The organism is Pseudomonas sp. LBUM1663 (assembly GCF_059695905.1).
In genome coordinates this window covers 6255549-6275147 of sequence record NZ_CP166792.1, presented here as the reverse complement: position 1 = coordinate 6275147, position 19599 = coordinate 6255549, and the positions used below count along the sequence as shown (strand labels likewise).

Here is a 19599-nt window from a genome sequence, read left to right as displayed (position 1 = left end):
CCAAAAGGGTGCTTGACCCTATAGTGGCTACAGGGTCTTTACTTGGCAACAGGCACCTTCATGGACGCAACCAATGAGCGATTCCCTTCACACCCACAAACCCGAGGCTGATCACGATCACGATCACGATCACAGCCAAAAGCTGCAGCCTGTGCAAAAGCATGACCATGGCGGGCACGGCGATTCCTGCTGTTCCTCCAAGGCGGCAGCACCTTCGCTGATCAAGTTGAGCGACAAGCCGACCGACGGCGCCCGGCTGAGCAGTTTCCGCATCGACGCCATGGATTGCCCGACCGAGCAGACGCTGATCCAGAACAAACTCGGCAAGCTCGCGGGTGTGCAGCAACTGGAATTCAACCTGATCAATCGGGTCCTGGGCGTCACCCATGACCTGTCGAGCACTGCGCCGATTATCGAGGCGATCAAGTCGCTGGGCATGGTGGCCGAACCGATGGAGCAGGGCACCGAAGTGCCAGCGCCGATCCCCGAGAAAAAGCACTGGTGGCCCTTGGCGCTGTCCGGCGTGGGTGCGTTGGCGGCAGAGGTGATCCACTTCACCAACGCCGCGCCGGACTGGGTGGTGGCGATCATCGCGCTGATTTCGATCCTCAGTGGTGGCCTCACCACTTACAAGAAAGGCTGGATCGCGCTCAAGAACCTCAACCTGAACATCAACGCCTTGATGAGCATCGCGGTCACCGGCGCGATCCTGATCGGCCAATGGCCGGAAGCGGCGATGGTGATGTTCCTGTTCACCGTGGCCGAGTTGATCGAAGCCAAGTCGCTGGACCGGGCGCGCAACGCCATTGGCGGCCTGATGCAGATGACCCCGGAACAGGCCACGGTGCAGCAAGCCGACGGCCGTTGGGTCGAGCAAAACGTCAAAACCATCGAACTCGGTGCGCGAGTGCGGGTGCGTCCCGGCGAGCGGATTGGCCTGGACGGCGAAGTCGTGTCGGGCAGTTCGACCATCGATCAGGCACCGATCACCGGCGAAAGCCTGCCGATCGAGAAGACGGTGGGCGATAAGGTCTTCGCTGGCACCATCAACCAGGCGGGTTCCCTGGAATATTCCGTCACTGCGGCGGCGAACAATTCCACACTGGCGCGGATCATCCACGCCGTAGAACAGGCTCAGGGCGCACGGGCGCCGACCCAGCGCTTCGTCGATCAGTTCTCGAAAATCTATACCCCGGCGGTGTTCCTGCTGGCCTTGGCCGTTGCAGTGATTCCACCGCTGTTCATGGGCGCCGTCTGGTTCGACTGGATTTACCGGGCGTTGGTCTTGCTGGTCGTTGCCTGTCCGTGCGCACTGGTTATCTCTACCCCGGTGACCATCGTCAGCGGCCTCGCGGCGGCGGCGCGCAAAGGCATCCTGGTGAAGGGCGGTGTTTATCTGGAGGGCGGTTACAAGCTCGATTACCTGGCCTTGGACAAGACCGGCACCATTACCCATGGCAAACCGGTGCAGACCGATTATCTGTCGCTTGATCCAACCGCTGACGCCACCGCCCCGGCGATTGCGGCAGCGCTGGCCGGGCGCTCGGATCACCCGGTGTCGTTGGCCATCGCCAATGCGGCGGTGGATAAACAATTAGCGCCACTCGTTGTGGATAACTTTGAAGCGCTGGCGGGTCGCGGTGTACGCGGCGAAATCAACGGTCAGACCTACCACTTGGGCAACCATCGTCTGGTGGAAGAGCTGAACCTTTGCTCGCCCGAGCTGGAAGAGAAGCTGTTTGCGCTGGAAAAACAGGGCAAGTCAGTGGTGTTGTTGCTCGACAAGTCCGGCCCGTTGGCGCTGTTCGCCGTGGCCGATACGGTCAAGGAATCCAGCCGCGAAGCGATCCAGCAACTGCACGATCTGGGCATCAAAACCCTGATGCTTACAGGCGACAACGTCCACACCGCTCAGGCGATTGCTGCGCAAGTCGGCATCGACGAGGCCAAGGGCGACCTGCTGCCGACCGACAAGCTGCAGGCCATCGAAGCACTTTATGCACAGGGGCATCGCGTTGGCATGGTCGGCGACGGCATCAACGATGCGCCGGCACTGGCCCGGGCCGAAATCGGTTTTGCGATGGCTGCCGCCGGCACCGATACCGCCATCGAGACCGCCGATGTCGCCCTGATGGACGACGATCTGCGCAAGATCCCTGCGTTCATACGTCTGTCGCGGCAGACGTCGAGCATCCTCAAACAGAACATCGCCCTCGCTTTGGTCATCAAGGCGATCTTTCTTGGGGTAACCTTCGCCGGGATCGCCACCATGTGGATGGCGGTGTTCGCCGACATGGGCGTGAGCCTGTTGGTGGTGTTCAACGGTTTGCGCCTGTTGCGCAAATAAGCGATGAGGAGCGGGTGTGCTGAGTGCCGAGCTGAAGGCGTTTTACATGGTTGCCCGCCTGGGCAGCATTACCCTGGCGGCGAAAAAGCTCGGCCTGAGCCAACCCACGGTGACCACGCAGATCCGCCATCTGGAAAGCCAGTACTCGGTTGAATTGTTCTACCGTGGCGGTCGCCGCCTGAGCGTCAGCGATGAAGGCGCGCGGTTGCTGCCGATGGTCAAGGCGCTGTTGCAGCAGGAAGCCGACATTGAGTTTTTCCTGCGCAACAGCGGCCAGGTCGAGGGCACATTGCGCATTGCCGCGACGGCGCCGTATTACATCCTCGACTTGGTGAAGACCTTTCGCGAGCGCTTGCCCCAGGTGGAAGTGTCGGTGGAAATCGGCAACTCCCAGCAGGTGCTGGAGGCACTGGAGGATTACCGGGTGGATGTCGCGGCGTCGTCGCAGTTGCTCGACGATGCGCGGCTGATTCGGCGGGTGCTCGGCAGCGATCCGCTGGTGTTGGCGGTGCATCGCAATCATCCGCTGGCAGTTCACGACCATGTTCCTCTGAGTGCATTGGCCGGGCATACCTTGTTGATGCGCGAGTCGGGCTCGACCACTCGGCGGTTGACCGAAGAGTTGCTGGCCAGCGCGGGGGTTAGTTTCGGGCCGCTGCTGGAAATTGGCAGCCGTGAATCGATTCGTGAGGCGGTTTTGCGCAACATCGGCATCAGCATCATCGCCCGGCAGGAAGTGCCGCATGACCCTCAATTGCGCGTGCTGACGATTGAGAATGCGCCGCAGATTCCCGAGTATCTGTATTGCCTCAAGGAGCGCAAAGGCGCCCGGTTACCGGCGGCGTTTCTCGGCCTGGCGCAGGAAATGGCCCCGGCATAGGCCCCTGTGGCGAGTGAGCTTGCTCCCGCTGGGCTGCGAAGCGGCCCCAGAAAATGGGACTGCTGCGCAGTCCAACGGGAGCAAGCTCCCTCGCCACAGGTTATTCATTGCTCATTCCATCCAACCCAAATCCCTGAATACCACTATCAGCCGTTTTTGCCTCACTGCCACATGACCGACGCATTACAAACCTAGGATGGGCTTCATCTGCTGATGAGGCCTGTCCATGAACCACTCGATCGCAACTGCCCTGACCAACCCTGGCGCCCCGATGAAGGTGCGCGGCGTGCAGAAACGCTTTGGCGCCTTCACCGCGCTGGATAACGTTTCTCTCGACGTGGCGGCCGGTGAGCTGGTTTGCCTGCTCGGCCCGTCCGGCTGTGGCAAAACCACCTTGCTGCGCTGCATCGCCGGTCTTGAGAAGCAGGACAGCGGCGAGTTGTACCTCGGCGATCGCGACGTTTCCCACCTGGCACCCCAGGCCCGGGACTACGGCATCCTCTTCCAGTCCTACGCGCTGTTCCCCAATCTCACCGTCGAAGCGAACATTGCCTACGGCCTCGCCGGCAGTGGTCGCGATGAAGTGCGCAAGCGCGTCGGTCAGATGCTGGAACTGGTCGGCCTGACTGGCAGTGAGAAAAAGTACCCAGGCCAACTGTCCGGCGGCCAACAGCAACGTGTCGCGCTGGCTCGGGCGTTGGCGCCGGCGCCATCGTTGTTGCTGCTGGACGAACCCATGTCGGCCCTCGACGCCCGAGTCCGCGAGCATCTGTGCACCGAGCTGCGCCAACTGCAGCGCAACCTCGGCGTCACCACCCTGATGGTCACGCACAATCAGGACGAGGCCATGTTAATGGCCGACCGCATCGCCGTGATGAACAACGGCAAGGTCGAGCAATACGCCACGCCGCAGGACATCTACGACCGCCCGGCCACGCCGTTTGTGGCGGAGTTTGTCGGCCAGGGCAACTGGCTGCCATTCAGCCGCAGCAGCGACAGCCACGCCCAGGTCGGCGGGATGAGCATGCGCCTGGCCGATGGCAGCGCTAAAACCACGTCGGGCCGCCTGTTCTGCCGCCCGGAAGCGATCAACGTCAACCCGCTGGTGCATGAAGAAAACCTGTTCCCGGCCAAGGTTCGCGAAATCACCTTCCTCGGCAACCGCTGCCGCATGAGCTTCGAACTCGATCAACTGCCGGGCCACGCATTGCTGGCGGAACTGGCGCCGGAAGCCATGCCGCGTCTGGGCGCGCAGCAGATCATGGTCGCCTTGCCTCCGCGTAGCTTGCAGGTGTTTGCCTGATGAGCACGAACATCGCGCTGCCGATACCGCACAAGCAGGTTCGGCAGACCTCCCGTGCCGAGATCGGCGACCGGGTGTTCGTGGTCGGCGGCAAAGTCCTTTTGCTGGTGTTGCTCGGTATTGCAGTGTTAATGCCGTTGCTGGCGATCTTCTGGCGCGGCTTCAGTTCGGAAGCGGGGCAGGGTGGTGGTTGGGTCGCGGCGGGTGAATTGGTGACCAGTGCGAACTTCCATTGGTTGCTAGGCAATAGCCTGAAGGTTTCCCTCAGTGTCGCGGCGATTGTCGTACCGCTGGCCTACCTGTTTGCCTACGCATTGCAACGCACGTTGATTCCCGGCAAAGGCATCTGGCGCGGGATTTCTTTGTTGCCGCTGATGGCTCCGTCAATGTTGCCGGGCATTGCTCTGGTTTATCTATTCGGCAACCAGGGCATGTTGCGCGGTTTGCTCTCTGACAATATCTACGGCTTCTGGGGCATTGTTTTGGGTGAGGTCATCTACACCTTCCCACACGCGTTGATGATTCTGCTGTCGGCCCTTTCCCTGGCGGATGCGCGACTGTTCGACGCCGCCTCCAGCATGGGCGCCAGTCCGGCCAAAGCCTTTCGCAGCATCACATGGCCAGCCACTCGTCAGGCGGTGTTCGCGGCGTTCTGTCTGGTGTTCACCCTGACCATCACCGACTTCGGCGTGCCCGTGGTGGTCGGTGGCGACTATCAAGTGCTGGCGCTGGAAGCCTACAAAGCCGTGGTCGGCCAGCAACAGTTCGGTCGCGGCGCGTTGATCGGCATGGTCCTGCTGCTGCCGGCGCTGTTCAGCTTCGCGGTCGATGCCTGGTTGCGTCGACGTCACGGCGATTCCATGAGCGGTCGGGCGCAGGTCTTTCAACCGGCGCCATCGAAACGGCGGGACGGCTGCTACCTGGCCATCGTGTTGCTGATCTGCGCGGTGTTGCTGTTGGTGTTCGGTATGGCGGTGTACTCGTCGCTGGTGAAATTCTGGCCGTACAACCTGTCGCTGTCGCTCAACCACTATCAGTTCAACGACACCGCGGGCGGCGGCTGGCTGGCCTACGGCAACAGCGTGAAGATGGCGTTGTGCACGGCGTTGATCGGCAGCGTGCTGATCTTTACCGGCGCCTACCTGATGGAAAAAACCAAGGGCCAGCGTGGACTGAACCTGACCTTGCGCATGCTCAGTTTCGTACCAATGGCGGTGCCGGGTCTGGTGCTGGGCCTGGGTTATGTCTTCTTCTTCAACCTCACCGGCAATCCGCTGCATGTGCTGTACGGGACCATGACCCTGCTGGTGGTCTGCACCATTGCTCACTATTTGACCACTGCGCAAATGACCGCCACCACCGCGTTGCGCCAACTCGATGCCGAGTTCGAAGCCGCCGCGTTGTCGCTCAAGGCGCCGCTGTATCGGCACTACCTGCGGGTCACCGTGCCGATCTGCCTGCCGGCGCTGTTGGACATCGTGCGCTACCTGTTCGTCTCGGCCATGACCACCGTCTCGGCGGCGATCTTCCTCTACAGCCCCGACACCATCCTCGCGGCGGTGGCGGTGCTGAACATGGACGACGCCGGCAACGTCGGCGGCGCGGCGGCGATGTCGACACTGATTCTGTTCACCTCGGCGGGCGTGTCCCTGCTGCTGGCCTGGGCTTCGCGCGGTTTGCTGCGCCGTTCCCAGGCCTGGCGGCAGACCGCTCCCGGCAACTGATTCTGTACAACCCCTCAACTCAAAGACAGGAAAAGATCATGTTCAAGCCCCTGGCCCTGGCCGCTGCTGTCCTCACCGCTTTCAGCCTGAACGCCTTCGCGGCGCCAACCGAGTTGACGGTGTACACCGCCCTCGAAGCCGAACAACTGAAGACCTACAAAGAAGCCTTCGAAAAGGCCAACCCGGACATCGAGATCAAGTGGGTGCGCGATTCCACCGGGATCATCACCGCCAAACTGCTGGCCGAAAAAGCCCGCCCACAGGCTGACGCAGTCTGGGGCCTGGCCGCGTCGAGCCTGGCGATTCTCGATCAGCAAGGCATGCTGCAAAGCTATGCGCCGAAAGACTTGGGCAAGATCGGTGGCAACTACCGCGACGCCGCCAACCCGCCCGCCTGGGTCGGTATGGACGTCTGGGCCGCGACCATTTGCTTCAACACCGTCGAAGCCGAGAAGCAGGGTCTGACTAAACCCGTGAGCTGGCAGGACCTGACCAAGCCTGAGTACAAAGGCAAGATCGTGATGCCCAACCCGGCCTCGTCCGGCACCGGTTTCCTCGACGTCAGCGCCTGGCTGCAGACCTTCGGCGAGAAGCAGGGCTGGCAGTACATGGACGACCTGCACCAGAACATCGGCCAGTACGTTCACTCCGGTTCCAAGCCTTGCAAACTGGCGGCGGCGGGTGAGTTTCCGATCGGCATTTCCTTTGAATACCCGGCCGTACAGCTGAAACGCCAGGGTGCACCGCTGGACATCATCCTGCCGAAGGAAGGCCTGGGCTGGGAGATCGAAGCGACCGCAGTCATCAAGGGCACACCACACGAAGAGGCGGCGAAGAAACTGGCTGACTTCTCGGCCAGTCCGGCGGCGATGGAGCTTTATAAAGAGAACTTCGCGGTGCTCGCGCAACCGGGGATTGCCAAGCCGCAGACTGAATTGCCGGCGGATTATGAGCAGCGTCTGATCAAGAACGACTTTGCCTGGGCGTCGAAGAATCGCGACGAAATCCTGACCGAGTGGCGCAAGCGCTATGACGGCAAGTCCGAGAAAGTGGTTGCCAAGTAACTGACTCACACCTTGTGGCGAGGGAGCTTGCTCCCGCTGGACTGCGCAGCAGGCCCATTTTCAGGGCCGCTACGCGCCCCAGCGGGAGCAAGCTCCCTCGCCACAAAAAGCGGGATTATCTTCATGACACACCACAACGACATGCTGATCGTAGGCGCCGGCATCCTCGGCCTGTCCCACGCCTACGCCGCTGCCAGACGCGGTCTGAAAGTCACCGTTTTCGAGCGCAGCGAAACGCCTTTGGGCGCCTCGGTCCGCAATTTCGGCCAAGCCCTGGTCACCGGTCAGCCACCGGGACCGATGCTCGAACTGGCCAAGGCCAGCCGCGACATCTGGGGCCAATGGGCGCAACTGGCCGGGCTGCAACTCAAGCGCAACGGCTCGTACCTGTTCGCCCGCACCGAAGCCGAAGAACACCTGCTCGAAGCCTTCTGCACCGGTCGCGCCGTGGAACACGGTTACCGCGTCGAATTACTGCGCGGTGCTGCATTGCGCGATCTGTACGGCGGTCAGTTCAGGCATCACCGTGCCGCGTTGCACGGCATGGACGATCAGCAACTGTATTCCCGCGAAGCGATTCCAGCGCTGATCGACTACCTGCACCGCGAACTCGGTGTCGAGTTTCACTTCTCCACCCTGGTGCGCGACATCGAGCCAGGTCGCCTGCACAGCACCGCTGGATCCTTCAGCGCCGAGCAGATCATCGTCTGTTCCGGCCACGACTATCAGACGTTGCTGGCCGAGCCGATTGCCGCGCTCAACCCGCAAATCTGCCGCCTGCAAATGCTCCGCGCCCGGCCTCAAATCAAACTCAATCTGCAACACGCATTGCTCACCGGGTTGAGCTGCGTGCACTACGGCGCTTTCGCCGATCTGCCGGAAGCGGCGGCGGTGCAGGCGCAGATTCTGCGCGAGGAATCCCACCTGCATGAAAACGGCATCCACCTGCTGATCAGCCCGACGCCTTATGGCGAATTGATCATCGGCGACTCCCATCATTACGGCCGCGATCCATCGCCGTTCAATACCGAGCAGGTGGACAACTGGATGATTGAACTGGCCGAGCAAACCCTCGGCTGCAAGGTGCAAGTGGTCGAACGCTGGCAGGGTGTCTATGGTTCACGGGGGCCGGCGCCGTTCTCCTTCTTGAGGCCGATGGCGGGTGTGAGCGTGGCGCTGATGCACACTGGCGTCGGGATGAGCGTCGGGCCGGCGATGGCCGAACGGAACGTCGCTCAACTGTTGGGGGAGAACTGATGGCGCGTCATGAACAAGTGATTGCCGAGGTGTTCGGTTTGTACGAGCGCTTTGGCGACAGCGATTACATCGGCGAGCCGGTGTCGCAGATCGAACACATGTCCCAAGCTGCCGAACTGGCCATGGCCGAAGGTTTTGATGATGAAGTGGTGCTGGCCGCGTTCTTCCACGACATCGGGCATATCTGCGCCGGGAGCGCCGAGAACATGGGCGGCTTCGGCGTGGTCAGCCACGAGCGCCTCGGCGCCGATTACTTGCGTCGGGCCGGTTTCAGCGAGCGCCTGGCGCGGCTGGTGGAATACCACGTCCAGGCCAAGCGTTATCTAACGCTCAAAGAGCCCGGGTACTACGAGCGATTGAGCGAAGCCAGCCGCCGGACTCTGGAATATCAGGGTGGGGTGATGACTGAGTCTGAGGCTGAAGCCTTCGAGAAGGATCCGTTGTGCGCGGTCAGTTTGCGGATGCGGCAGTGGGATGAACAGGCCAAGGACATGGGCGTGCCGGTGATGGATCTGGGTGTCTTGAAGGACAAGGCGTCGCGGTTGTTGGCTGCGTAATAGCTCGAAACCGGGTTGCTGCCATCGCGAGCAGGCTCGCTCCCACAGGGGAACGCATTCCAATGTGGGAGCGAGCCTGCTCGCGATGGGGCCAGCCCAAACACCATAATCACCCAGGTTTACAACTGCTGTGCCAACACCTCAACCTGCTCTTGCCGCTCCGCCTGACTCAACTTGGGATGAGGATTCAGCGACGACCACTGCGGATGCGCCCGGGCTTTGTGCAGGGCTTCGGGCAGTTTGCCTTCGCGCCAGGTCTTGTCCTGCGGCGTGGCCACCTGGATGCTGTCCAGCGCCGCATGCCCACGGGCATTCAGCGCTTGCAGCAATTGCCGCTGACGCAACGCAAGCAACCGCAACACGCTGTCGTCGACCGTCAATTCTCGCTGACCTCTGATCTTGCCCATTAACCGGCTGCCATAACTGCGGGCGGTTTGCAGGGCGCCGCCGGCAATTGCGCCGGCCAATGCCGCCGCGCCGAGGGTCAGGCCGCCCACCAGCAAATCGACCCCGGCACCGGCCGCCGCGCCGGCCGCGATGCCGCCACCGACCCGCACGCCGAGTTGCTTGAGGGTTTCCGGGTTGAACAAATCATCGCCCCAGCGGCCATCGAGCAGCGGCAGATCACTGGCCGCCGCGTCCTGTGGGCGAAAGGCATAGAGCTTGAGCAAGCCTTCAACGCAGCGCTGCTCCCGCTGCCGAACGGCTTTGCGCAGTTCGCTGATCGCCTGTTGTTCCTGCTCCGCTTCGCTGACCACGCTGCGCCGGCACGCGGCGCAATCGATCAGCAACTCGGCAATCAATCGCGCCGCACTCTGTTGGCGGGCCAAGCGTTGGGACTGTTGATCGGCGATCAGGCGCTCCAATTGTTCGCGTGAGTTTTCCAGCAGCAAGGCGAGGCTTTCATAGAGTCGACGTTCGCCATCTTCGGGCGGTGCAACGCTGTCGAAACGCACCAGGGCATGCAGGCCCAAGCGTGCCAGTGCTTCACGCCAATCCGGCTCGCGATGGTTGGCGCTGCTGACGAAATTCAGCACCGGCAGCAGCGGTTTGCCGCAACTGGCCAACACTTCCAGTTCGTCGCGGTACTTGGCCAGGACCGGTTCCCGAGCATCGATCACATAGAGTCCGGCGTCCGAGGCGAGCAGTTGCCGCAGCACTTTGGCTTCCTGTTCGAAGCGCTGCCGGGCTTCGCTGCCCTCGAGGAACCGTGCCAGTCGTGCCGGACCGTCGAGGCGTTCGCCGGGACGTTCCAGACGTTCGAGGTAGTCGAGCAGGGCGATGGCGTCTTCAAGCCCCGGCGTGTCGTAGAGATCGAGCAACGGCTCGCCGTCCACCGACAACCGCGCGCCTTCGACATGGCGGGTGGTGCTGGGGCGATGGGACACTTCACCGAAACCGACATCCCGGGTGAGGGTGCGCAGCAACGAGGTTTTGCCTACGTTGGTGTGGCCGACCACGGCCAGCTTCAAGGGTGCTTTCCAGGCGTTAGTCATGGCCGGTCTCCAGCCAGTTCACGGGCACACAATCGGCGAACGGCAGGTCCAGCTGTTGCAGCGCTATGTGCCAGTCGCCGAGGCGTTCGGCATCCAGTGCTTCGCCGGGCGGCGCTTGCAGCAACCACACGCGGGTCGCGGCGGCATTGCGCGCCAGTTCGGCGATCAGTGCCAGGCTGCCACGGTCCGGTGAGCGTCGCGGATCGCAGGCAATCGCCAGGCGTGCCGGGGGGAAACGACTCAGCTGTTCGAGCAGTTTGTTGCGCGATTCGCGGCTGTCGAGGATGCCGGCGTTGTTCACGGTTTTCGGCAGCTGCGGCGGCCATGGACGTTGATCGTCCAGCTCGATGGCCACCAGCAGCGCGCGGTCGCTTTGCTGTTCACTGACGCCGCTTTCGACACGATGCAGTTGCGCAGGCGCGGCATCGCTGATGCCGAGGCGTTCGCTGGTGGGCATCAGGCGTTCGCGTAACTGGGCATAACCGGGCAGGTTCAAATCCAGGCGCAAAGCGGCTTGGCCGGATGTCCAGCGCCAGCGGCAGAACAGCGCCAGCAACAGACGCGGCAACACCCCGTAGACCAGCAACACGCCGACCAGCCACGCCGCCCATGCTTGGCGGGCGCTTTCGATGTTCAGTGCGGCATCACCACTGGCGCGGATCATCTCCACGCTGGGCACGCTGAAACCGAGCAAGGCCGGCAGGGCGCCGAGGGCCTGGGTCATGGCGACGAAGGTGTCGCCGCGCAGAATGGTGGTTTCCCAGACAAAGCCGTAGCGCCGGGTCGCCATCAACGTCAGCAAGATCGCCAGCGCACTGAGCATCGCCAGCAACCACAAGCCGTTGACCAACACGCCGATCGCCCAGCGATTGAGTTTGCGTCGCTGCAATAACAGCAGCAGGGCCGGTGCCAGTTGCGCGGCTTTGGCATCGCGAGCGAGTTTTTCGCTGAGCCACAGCCACAAGCGTCCAAGGCTGGCGCCGTGTTCGCCGGCAAACACCAGGCCCAACGCCCAGCTCAACAGCAGAATCAGATTGAGCCCCAGCAGACTGCCCAGGGCCCAGAACACATTCACCGGGGCCTGGCCGTCACCCAATGCGGCAAACGCCAATCCAGCGCCGCTGACGATGGCCAGCACCGCCATGACGATCAGCGCCAATCGCGCGCCTTGCAGCCAATGCTCGAGGGCGTTGGACAAACCGTCGCGCTCGGCCAGCCACACGGCCCGGCGCTGAATCCGCGTCGGCAAGTCGCCGCCGGCGCTGCGGGCCAGTCGGTTGGCTTCCAGATCATCCAGGGGGCCGGCGTGTTCTTCACGCAGGCGCACCGTCTCGGTCAGCCAGAGGTTTTGCAGTGGAGTCAGTTCAGTCACGCGGCATCCCGTCGCTCAAATGAGCTGTGAGCATAACCGCTGTGGCGCTTATCGGGGTACGGGAGGCTCTGGTATCCTCGCCGGCATGACTAAATCACTCCCCCTCAGCCTGATCGCAGCCCTCGGTGAAAACCGTGTGATCGGCGTCGACAACAGCATGCCCTGGTACTTGCCAGGGGACTTCAAATACTTCAAGGCCACCACCCTCGGCAAACCGATCATCATGGGGCGCAAGACCTGGGATTCCCTCGGTCGTCCGCTGCCGGGCCGGTTGAACATCGTGGTCAGCCGTCAGGCGGATCTGGTGCTGGAAGGCGCGGAAGTTTATCCGTCGCTGGAGGCGGCCGTGGTTCGCGCGCAGGAATGGGCGAACGAGCAGGGCGTCGATGAGGTGATGCTGATTGGCGGCGCGCAGTTGTATGCGCAAGGGTTGGCGCAGGCTGATCGGTTGTATTTGACGCGCGTGGCGTTGAGCCCGGAGGGGGATGCGTGGTTTCCGGAGTTTGATGTGGGGCAGTGGAAATTGGTGTCGAACATTGAGAATCCGGCTGTGGATGATAAGCCGGCGTACAACTTCGAAGTCTGGGAAAAAGCCTAAGAGCATCGCCAGCAGGCTGGCTCCCACAGTGGGTTTGAGGTGAAACACGGATTGTGTGAACACCCCAAATCCCTGTGGGAGCCAGCCTGCTGGCGATGAGGCCAGATCAGACGCTAAAGAACTTAAGCGTGCGCCAACTCCGCATGCTCATCGGCATCCAGCAGTTCTTTATCCGTCTGCTGCATGATCTGGCTGGTAATCGCCCCGGCCGTGATCGAACCACTCACGTTCAACGCCGTGCGGCCCATATCGATCAGCGGCTCAACCGAAATCAGCAACGCCACCAATGACACCGGCAAACCCATCGCCGGCAGCACGATCAGCGCGGCAAACGTCGCACCACCACCCACGCCCGCCACACCGGCCGAACTCAAGGTCACAATCGCCACCAGCGTTGCGATCCACAATGGGTCCAGTGGATTGATGCCGACAGTTGGCGCCACCATCACCGCCAACATCGCCGGGTACAGACCGGCACAGCCGTTCTGGCCAATGGTCGCGCCGAACGACGCGGCGAAACTGGCGATGGACTGCGGGATGCCCAATCGGCTGGTCTGCGCTTCGATGCTCAGCGGAATCGTCGCGGCGCTGGAGCGGCTGGTGAACGCGAACGTCAGCACCGGCCAGATCTTGCGGAAGAAGCGCAACGGGTTGATCCCGGCCGCCGACACCAGCAGGCCATGGACCACAAACATCAGGCCCAGGCCGATGTAGGAAACCACCACGAAACTGCCGAGTTTGATGATGTCTTGCAGGTTGGAACCGGCGACCACTTTGGTCATCAGCGCCAGGACGCCGTACGGGGTCAGCTTCATCACCAGACGCACCAGACGCATGACCCAGGCTTGCAGGGTGTCGATGGCGTTGATCACTTTCTGACCTTTCTCGACATCGTCCTTGAGCAGTTGCAGCGCCGCGACACCGAGGAACGCTGCGAAGATCACCACGCTGATGATCGAAGTCGGCTTGGCGCGAGCGAGGTCGGCGAACGGGTTTTGCGGAATGAACGACAGCAGCAACTGCGGCACATTCAGGTCAGCGACCTTGCCCGCGTAGTCGTTCTGGATGGTTTGCAGACGGGCCATTTCCTGCGTGCCGGCCACCAGACCTTCGGCGGTCAGGCCGAACAGGTTGGTCAAGCCGATGCCGATCAGCGCCGCGATGGCGGTGGTGAACAGCAGCGTGCCGATGGTCAGGAAGCTGATCTTGCCCAACGACGACGCGTTGTGCAGACGGGCCACGGCGCTGAGGATCGAGGCGAACACCAGCGGGATGACGATCATTTGCAGCAACTGCACGTAACTGTTGCCCACCAGATCGAACCAGCCGATCGAGGCTTTCAGCACTGGGTTGCCGGCACCGTAAATCGTGTGCAAAGCGACACCAAACACCACGCCCAACACCAGCGCGAGCAGGACTTTTTTAGCTAAGCTCCACGTCGTATGACGGGTTTGCGCCAAGCCAAAGAGCAGGGCGAGGAATACCAGCAGATTGAGGATCAGCGGCAGATTCATGAGAACTCCGAAAGTGACTTGTGCCGGCCACCTTCCGGGGCAGCTGCGAACCGGGAAGCCTAACAGCTTGATTTCCAATGAATTAATATCAAAAAAGTCTGATAACTGTCGTTTTTGGAATAAGCCGGTGTCGCTGTCGGGGTTGCACTTGGCGCGAAAGGGACGCGAGCGGTCGCTGGCAGGCGAGAGCTGTCACACTTATTTGTTAGCGTCGATATCTTTGGATCAGGGAGAAACCGCCGATGAAACTCGCACCGAAATTTCTCGCAGCAGCACTCTGTCTTGGCCTCGCCGGCCAGGTCTTCGCCACGGATTTGAAACACTGGCCAGCCGATCAGGCCAAGGCGCTGGACGCGATGATTGCGGCCAACGCCAACAAAGGTAACTACGCGGTGTTCGACATGGACAACACCAGTTACCGCTACGACCTCGAAGAGTCGTTGCTGCCGTACATGGAAAGCAAAGGCCTGATCACCCGCGAGAAACTCGACCCCTCCCTGAAACTGATCCCGTTCAAGGACACCGCCGACCATAAGGAAAGCCTGTTCAGCTACTACTATCGCCTCTGCGAAATCGACGACATGGTGTGCTATCCATGGGTCGCGCAAGTGTTCTCCGGTTTCACCCTCCAGGAACTCAAAGGCTACGTCGATGAGCTGATGGCCTTGGGCAAGCCAGTGCCGGCGACCTATTACGAAGGCGATGTGGTCAAGAACCTCGACGTCAACCCGCCGAAAATCTTCACCGGTCAGAAAGAGCTCTACAACAAGCTGATGGAGAACGGCATCGAGGTCTACGTGATGACCGCCGCCTCCGAAGAGCTGGTGCGCATGGTCGCTTCCGATCCGAAGTACGGCTACAACGTCAAACCGCAAAACGTCATTGGCGTGAGCTTGCTGCTCAAGGACCCCAAGTCCGGCGAACTGACCACGGCGCGCAAGCAAATCACCGCGGGCAAGTATGACGAGAAGGCCAACCTCGGTCTCGAACTGACCCCGTATCTGTGGACCCCGGCGACCTGGATGGCCGGCAAACAAGCGGCGATCCTGACCTACATCGATGAGTGGAAAAAACCGGTGCTGGTGGGCGGCGACACCCCGAGCAGCGACGGTTTCATGCTGTTCCACAGCGTCGACGTGGCCAAGGGCGGCATCCACTTGTGGGTCAACCGCAAGGACAAATACATGACCCAGATTAACGGCATGATGGCCAAGCACGCAGCGGCCCAGGCCAAGGAAGGGTTGCCGGTGACGGCGGACAAGAACTGGGTGATCGTCAAGCCTGAAGAAATTCAGTAAGACCGAGGCGCATCCATCGCGGGCAAGCCCGCTCCCACAGGATTTGAAGTGGAGCGTCGATTGTGTGAACACCGAAGACCCCTGTGGGAGCGGGCTTGCCCGCGAAGAGGCCGTCATATCCAACATTGATGTCGACTGACCCACCGCCTTCGCGAGCAAGCCCGTTCCCACATTTGACCGAGGACGCCAGAAAAAAAATGCCCCGCACTTGGCGGGGCATTTTTTGTTCAACGGTTAAGCATCACAGCCCGTCGAGCATCGCCTTGTTACGCACAGCACCTTTGTCGGCGCTGGTGGCCAGCAGGGCGTAGGCCTTCAGTGCAGTGGTCACCTTGCGTGGACGTTTTTCCACAGGCTTCCAGCCTTTCTGATCCTGCTCGGCACGGCGGCCGGCCATTTCTTCGTCGCTGATCAACAGATTGATCGAGCGGTTCGGAATGTCGATCAGCACCTTGTCGCCATCCTGCACCAGACCGATCGCGCCACCCGCAGCAGCCTCTGGCGAAGCGTGGCCGATGGACAGGCCCGAGGTGCCGCCGGAGAAACGGCCATCGGTGAGCAGGGCGCAAGCTTTGCCCAGGCCTTTGGATTTCAGGTACGACGTCGGGTACAGCATTTCCTGCATGCCCGGGCCGCCTTTCGGGCCTTCGTAACGGATGATCACGATGTCGCCGGCCTTCACTTCGTCAGCAAGGATGCCGCGTACGGCGCTGTCCTGGCTTTCGAAGATCTTCGCGTTGCCTTCAAACACGTGGATCGATTCGTCGACGCCCGCGGTTTTCACCACACAGCCGTCCAAAGCGATGTTGCCGTAGAGAACGGCCAGGCCGCCTTCTTTCGAGTAAGCGTGCTCGACACTGCGGATGCAGCCGTTTTCACGATCGTCGTCGAGGGTTTCATAGCGGGTCGACTGGCTGAACGCGGTTTGCGTCGGGATGCCCGCAGGACCGGCCTTGAAGAAGTGATGCACGGCTTCGTCGCTGGTCTGGGTGATGTCCCACTTGGCGATGCCTTCGGCCAGGGTTTTGCTGTGCACGGTCGGCAAGTCGGTGTGCAGCAGGCCGCCGCGGGCCAGGGAACCGAGGATGCTGAAGATCCCGCCGGCACGGTGCACGTCTTCCATGTGGTACTTCTGGATGTTCGGCGCGACTTTGCACAGTTGCGGCACGTGACGGGAGAGACGGTCGATGTCGCGCAGGTCGAAATCGATCTCGGCTTCCTGGGCGGCGGCCAGCAAGTGCAGGATGGTGTTGGTGGAACCGCCCATGGCGATGTCCAGCGTCATGGCGTTTTCGAACGCCTTGAAGTTGGCGATATTGCGTGGCAATACCGATTCGTCGTTCTCGCCGTAATAACGTTTGCACAGCTCGACGATGGTGCGGCCAGCCTGCAGGAACAGCTGTTCGCGATCGCTGTGGGTGGCCAGGGTCGAACCGTTGCCCGGCAATGCCAGGCCCAGGGCTTCAACCAGGCAGTTCATCGAGTTGGCGGTGAACATGCCGGAGCACGAGCCGCAGGTCGGGCAGGCGCTGCGCTCGTACTCAGCGACTTTCTCGTCAGAAGCGCTGGAGTCGGCGGCGATGACCATGGCGTCGACGAGGTCGAGACCGTGGCTGGCCAGTTTGGTCTTGCCGGCTTCCATCGGGCCACCGGAGACGAAGATCACCGGGATGTTCAGGCGCAAGGCGGCCATCAGCATGCCAGGGGTGATCTTGTCGCAGTTGGAGATGCAGACGATGGCGTCGGCGCAGTGGGCGTTGACCATGTATTCGACGGAGTCGGCGATGATCTCGCGGCTCGGCAGCGAATAGAGCATGCCGTCGTGGCCCATGGCGATGCCGTCATCCACGGCGATGGTGTTGAATTCTTTTGCCACACCGCCAGCGCGTTCGATTTCGCGGGCAACCAGTTGGCCGAGGTCCTTGAGGTGGACGTGGCCCGGTACGAACTGGGTGAAGGAGTTGGCAATGGCGATGATCGGCTTTTTGAAGTCGTCATCTTTCATCCCCGTGGCGCGCCACAGTGCGCGGGCGCCGGCCATGTTGCGGCCATGGGTGGATGTTTTCGAGCGGTAATCAGGCATGAAGCACTCCGGGCGGCTAATCAGGTATCAAAAGGGAAGTGAGCTTCTATTGACGTCTGGAACACCCAGAAATGGCCGTGTGTCCGGAAGTTGCCGATAACTTTGCGGGATCGCCGCGCGCTTCAGCTTGAGCTCATAAACCCGCCGGGGGATGACTGGCGATGAATGTCGCGATTCTACACGGCTGGCGTCAGGAGGGAATGCCGGGAAGCGTTGATCCGGCGCTGATACAACGTGCGGCATGACCATCGGTAGGGTGAGCGAACGTTTCGTGGGGATATCAGCGCGCAGAACGCTTGGCTAAACTGCCTGCCCCTCGTGCAACTCCACCAAAAGGAATTGGAATGTCGCTGTTGAATCGTTCGTTGTGGTTTTACCTGCTGACCGGCCTGTGCCAAGGGTTAGTGTTCTGGCAGTTCGAAACACTCAAGACATTGGGCGCGGGGGTGCTGGCGGCAAGCCTGACGCTGGTGTTGGTGGGTGGCCTGTTCCTGCAATTGCTCGGCCCTAAACTCAGAAACCCGCGGGTTCTGGCTCTGACGCTGGTTTTTTGCGTGTTGACGATGTCAATCAGCAGCTGGGTCGTGGCGTCGGGCCTGGAGTATGGCAACCGCTGGGTGACGAACACATGGCTGCTGACCAGCGTGCCGCTGTGTTACGTGGTGTGTGCGTTTCTGGCCAGTTGGCCTTGCGGCGAAGACCGCAGTTGGCGCTATGAAAATCTGTTCCAGTACGCCTGGAGCCATGTGTTCGTGGTGTTTTTTGCACTGACGCTGACCGGCGTGTTCGGTTTGCTGCTTCTGCTCTGGAGCAAGCTGTTTGTCATGCTGGGCATCGGGTTCTATGCCGAGCTATTCGGTTCCTCGATGTTTATTTGTCTGAGTGGGCCGGTGGTGTTTTCCCTGACCATGCGCCTCGGGCTGCACAACGAAAAAGTCATCGGCATGCTGCGGGGAGTCTTCCTGGCGGCGTGTCATTTTCTGTTGCCGCTGATCACGCTCATTACCGTTCTGTTTACCGTGACGCTCCCCTTTACCGGCCTGCAACAGATCTGGGCCACCGGCTACTCGACCCCGATTTTGTTGTGTTTGGTGGGGATTTATCTGTTCTTGCTAAACGGGGTGTTTCAGGACGGGCGTCAGTCCCAGCCTTATCCGGCATGGCTGATGCGCGGTGTCGAGGTGGGCTTGCTGTGCTTGCCAGTACTGGTTGCGGTGGCCGGGTACTCAAGCTGGTTGCGGGTTGAGCAATACGGCCTGTCGCCCCGGCGTTTTGTCAGTCTGTTGCTGGTTGCGGTTTTCGCGGCGTATAGCCTGGCCGCCATGTGGACGGTGGTGCAACGCAAGGTCCAATGGCTGGACGGTCTGCGGCGCAGTAACCCGGCCCTTGCTCTGGCCGTGTGCGTGGTGTTGGTTCTGATCAATACACCGTGGCTCAATGCGCAATCGTTTAGCGCACGGGATCAGGTTCAACGCTTGCTCGATGGTCGGACGCCGGTGTCGACGTTCGATACCAACTACTTGCGCAACGGGCTCGGCGTGTCCGGACGGCGGCAATTCGAGGCGTTGTCCGAGCTGCTTGAACGCAATGAAATTCTTGATGCGCCTTCGCGAGAGGTGTTGCGCGCCCAGATCAAACAAACATCCGGCGAACCCACCGCTACGTACCTTTCGTCGGAACCGACTCCCGTGAACGTTGAGTGGATAGGGCCGAAGGTGGACGGCAGCGAGCAATTCATCAGCCTCAACAGCCAAAAACGTCAGTGCCAGGATGAAGGATGCGTGATGTGGGCGGTCGACCTGGACGGTGATGGCCAAGCCGAAGTGGTGCAATTCAATCAGCAGGAGTGGGACCACAGGGCGTTCCTCTATAAACGCGCAGCCGACGGTGAGTGGAAATATGTCACCGTGCTCCAGGGCGCCAATGTCATGTCGCAGCACCTTGACCAGTTGCGTGCGGGAGACGTGAAACTCATCGAACCGCGCTATAAGAACATTCAAATAGGTACGCTTTCGTTAGTCCCCGAGCCTGAGGAGCAATGACTCCAGAAACATTGCATCAGGCTTCGCGCAAGACCGGGTTGCGCAGACGGATGCGACGGCTCAC

At 61.2% G+C, this 19599-nt stretch carries 14 protein-coding genes; 10 read left to right on the top strand and 4 right to left on the bottom strand.

Translation table 11 applies throughout. The annotated features are described in order from the left end of the window. The first annotated feature begins 73 nt into the window (after nt 1-73). The 7 genes from ACA075_RS28780 (at nt 74) to ACA075_RS28750 (ending at nt 9132) form a co-directional block, all read left to right on the top strand. Nucleotides 74-2347: a heavy metal translocating P-type ATPase gene (locus tag ACA075_RS28780; protein WP_497296503.1), complete on the top strand. Its 2274-nt coding sequence runs from the start codon at nt 74-76 to the stop codon at nt 2345-2347. 16 nt (nt 2348-2363) lie between these two features. Continuing rightward, complete coding sequence (locus ACA075_RS28775) at nt 2364-3227, top strand: LysR family transcriptional regulator (protein ID WP_497296501.1); 864 nt, start codon at nt 2364-2366, stop codon at nt 3225-3227. A 226-nt stretch (nt 3228-3453) separates the two neighbouring features. Further along, entirely contained in the window at nt 3454-4530 is a 1077-nt protein-coding gene (locus tag ACA075_RS28770) for a putative 2-aminoethylphosphonate ABC transporter ATP-binding protein (protein WP_083375526.1), read from the top strand. After that, nucleotides 4530-6254: a putative 2-aminoethylphosphonate ABC transporter permease subunit gene (locus ACA075_RS28765; RefSeq protein ID WP_497296500.1), complete on the top strand. Its 1725-nt coding sequence runs from the start codon at nt 4530-4532 to the stop codon at nt 6252-6254. Before ACA075_RS28770 ends, ACA075_RS28765 begins: the two co-directional genes overlap by 1 nt. A 38-nt stretch (nt 6255-6292) precedes the next feature. Continuing rightward, entirely contained in the window at nt 6293-7318 is a 1026-nt protein-coding gene (locus ACA075_RS28760; RefSeq protein WP_497296499.1) for a putative 2-aminoethylphosphonate ABC transporter substrate-binding protein, read from the top strand. A gap of 123 nt (nt 7319-7441) precedes the next feature. Beyond that, nucleotides 7442-8575, top strand: coding sequence for a TIGR03364 family FAD-dependent oxidoreductase (locus tag ACA075_RS28755; RefSeq protein WP_497296498.1), 1134 nt, complete (start codon nt 7442-7444; stop codon nt 8573-8575). Then, nucleotides 8575-9132 carry a phosphonate degradation HD-domain oxygenase gene (locus ACA075_RS28750; RefSeq protein WP_497296497.1) on the top strand — a complete coding sequence of 186 codons (558 nt, stop codon included), beginning with the start codon at nt 8575-8577 and terminating at the stop codon, nt 9130-9132. The genes ACA075_RS28755 and ACA075_RS28750 overlap by 1 nt, the downstream gene beginning before the upstream one ends. A gap of 119 nt (nt 9133-9251) precedes the next feature. Here ACA075_RS28750 and ACA075_RS28745 read toward each other — a convergent pair whose 3' ends face one another. Further along, complete coding sequence (locus tag ACA075_RS28745; RefSeq protein ID WP_497296496.1) at nt 9252-10628, bottom strand: GTPase/DUF3482 domain-containing protein; 1377 nt, start codon at nt 10626-10628, stop codon at nt 9252-9254. Then, entirely contained in the window at nt 10621-12000 is a 1380-nt protein-coding gene (locus ACA075_RS28740) for a DUF2868 domain-containing protein (protein ID WP_497296495.1), read from the bottom strand. Before ACA075_RS28740 ends, ACA075_RS28745 begins: the two co-directional genes overlap by 8 nt. A gap of 85 nt (nt 12001-12085) precedes the next feature. On the opposite strand from ACA075_RS28740, the gene ACA075_RS28735 reads away from it, so the two are divergent. Then, on the top strand, nt 12086-12598 hold the full coding sequence (locus tag ACA075_RS28735) for a dihydrofolate reductase (protein ID WP_497296493.1): 513 nt from the start codon (nt 12086-12088) through the stop codon (nt 12596-12598). Nucleotides 12599-12720: 122 nt separating this feature from the next. Here the strand turns inward: ACA075_RS28735 and ACA075_RS28730 are convergent, their stop codons facing one another. Then, the gene (locus ACA075_RS28730; protein WP_497296492.1) at nt 12721-14112 is read right to left on the bottom strand and encodes an L-cystine transporter; all 1392 of its coding nucleotides are present in this window, start codon (nt 14110-14112) and stop codon (nt 12721-12723) included. A 242-nt stretch (nt 14113-14354) separates the two neighbouring features. On the opposite strand from ACA075_RS28730, the gene ACA075_RS28725 reads away from it, so the two are divergent. Beyond that, entirely contained in the window at nt 14355-15410 is a 1056-nt protein-coding gene (locus tag ACA075_RS28725; RefSeq protein WP_219095040.1) for an HAD family hydrolase, read from the top strand. Nucleotides 15411-15651: 241 nt separating this feature from the next. Here the strand turns inward: ACA075_RS28725 and ilvD are convergent, their stop codons facing one another. Further along, the gene (gene ilvD, locus ACA075_RS28720; RefSeq protein ID WP_497296491.1) at nt 15652-17493 is read right to left on the bottom strand and encodes a dihydroxy-acid dehydratase; all 1842 of its coding nucleotides are present in this window, start codon (nt 17491-17493) and stop codon (nt 15652-15654) included. A gap of 344 nt (nt 17494-17837) precedes the next feature. Between ilvD and ACA075_RS28715 the strand changes: the two genes are divergently transcribed. Then, nucleotides 17838-19535, top strand: a complete 1698-nt coding sequence (locus ACA075_RS28715; RefSeq protein WP_497296490.1) for a DUF4153 domain-containing protein — start codon at nt 17838-17840, stop codon at nt 19533-19535. The last annotated feature ends 64 nt before the right edge of the window (nt 19536-19599 follow it).